General features: G+C 67.6%; 1 protein-coding gene. It reads right to left on the bottom strand.

What is annotated here, in order from left to right:
• The coding region (locus K7G61_RS35925) for a glycoside hydrolase family 27 protein (RefSeq protein ID WP_225851349.1) at nt 1-870 on the bottom strand (870 nt) is incomplete at both ends.

The following is an 870-nucleotide window of genomic DNA, read 5'->3' as shown; positions in this document are numbered from 1 at the left end:
CCGGAGGAGGACACCATCGTGCCCTGCTTGCCCAGCGAGTCCTGGTCGACCGCGATCACCCGGGAGTTGGTGTAGATCGACAAGGTGGTCGAGTTCGCCGAGGCGATGTTGGTACCCGCGATCAGGGGCGCGGCCATCTCCGCCCACAGGCTGAACTCGCTGCGGTTCTCCGTGGTGGTCATCGAGCCGTTGCCGACCTCCAGCATGTCGGGGTCGTTCCAGTGCCCGGGGCCGGCGTAGGAGGCCAGGCCCACGTTGCTGTGGAAGATCGACAGCATGCTGGACCAGCTGGCGTTGATGTCGCCGGTGGTGCGCCAGCTGTTGCCCACGTTCGCGCCCCACGTCCACACGTTCTCCTGGCCCCAGTTGCACAGGGAGAACAGGATGGGGCGGCCGGTGGCGTTCAGGGCGTCGCGCATGGCGGTGTAGCGGGTCTGCGCGGACACCCCGTTGTTGTTGCAGTTGTCGTACTTCAGGTAGTCCACGCCCCAGGAGGCGAAGGTCTGGGCGTCGGTGGTCTCGTGGCCCAGGCTGCCGGGGTAGCCGGCGCAGGTCGCGGTGCCGGCGTCCTCGTAGATGCCCAGCTTCAGGCCCAGGGAGTGGACGTAGTCCGCGGTGCCCTTGATGCCGTCGGGGAACTTCGCCGGGTCCGGCACCAGACGGCCGGAGGAGTCACGGGACTTGGTCAGCCAGCAGTCGTCGATGTTGACATAACTGTACCCGGCCGCCTGCATGCCGTCGGTGTGCATGGCCTGCGCGGTCGCCTTGATCAGCGACTCCGAGACGTTGCAGCCGTAGGCGTTCCAGTCGTTGAAGCCCATCTGGGGCGTCAGCGCCAGACCGTTGCCCAACGCCGCCGCCGGCTGCGCG

The organism is Streptomyces sp. HPF1205, assembly GCF_020400825.1.
Lineage (GTDB): Bacteria > Actinomycetota > Actinomycetes > Streptomycetales > Streptomycetaceae > Actinacidiphila.
This window is presented reverse-complemented; position numbering and strand designations above follow the sequence as displayed.